Source organism: Bacillus sp. LR--39, from assembly GCF_053613335.1.
Genome location: NZ_JBSIOT010000872.1, coordinates 1 through 710, shown reverse-complemented (window position 1 = coordinate 710; position 710 = coordinate 1). Strand labels below are relative to the sequence as shown.

At 48.7% G+C, this 710-nt stretch carries 1 protein-coding gene; it reads left to right on the top strand.

What is annotated here, in order from left to right; translation table 11 throughout:
* The coding region (locus tag ACWHAR_RS27145) for a S16 family serine protease (RefSeq protein WP_452088441.1) at window positions 1–558 on the top strand (558 nt) is incomplete at its 5' end.
* Window positions 559–710 lie beyond the last annotated feature (152 nt).

The window sequence follows — 710 nt, the reverse complement described above, 5'->3', positions numbered from 1 at the left end:
TCGCTGCTCGAAATTGAGGTCACAGTCAATCAGGCGGCTGATAAAGGATCGATTAATATCACAGGCATTGCAGAAGAAGAGAATATCGGCAACCAGTCAAAATCGATCCGCCGGAAAAGCATGGCGAAAGGATCGGTCGAAAACGTCATGACTGTATTGCGGACAATGGGAGTCAAAGCTTCGGATTATGATATTCACGTGAATTTCCCCGGCGGTATCCCGGTTGACGGACCATCTGCAGGGATTGCAATGGCGGCGGGCATATTCTCCGCTATTCATAAGATTCCGATAGACCATACTGTCGCCATGACGGGTGAAATCAGCCTGAACGGCCGGGTAAAGCCGATCGGCGGCGTGATTCCGAAAATCAAAGCGGCCAAGCATGCGGGGGCAAAAACAGTCATTATTCCGCACGAAAATGTTCAGTCGATTTTAAAGCGGATAGAAGGCATACATATCGTTCCCGTCAAAACCTTGCAGGAAGTACTCGACCTCGTATTGGTCAACCCTCCTTCAGAAATGCCCGACGGCGTTCAAATGAAAAGAGAATCCGTTTAAATCCCCATCGTTTCAGATGGGGATTTTTTTCGGGGCGGTTTCTCCGAAGCCGGGAGCCGGCATGTTTTCTTAGCGGAGGACATCTTTTCCTTTTTCAGAACTGAAAGAAAGGGTATACTACAGGAGACCCTTTTTATTTCGCCGGGCTTACA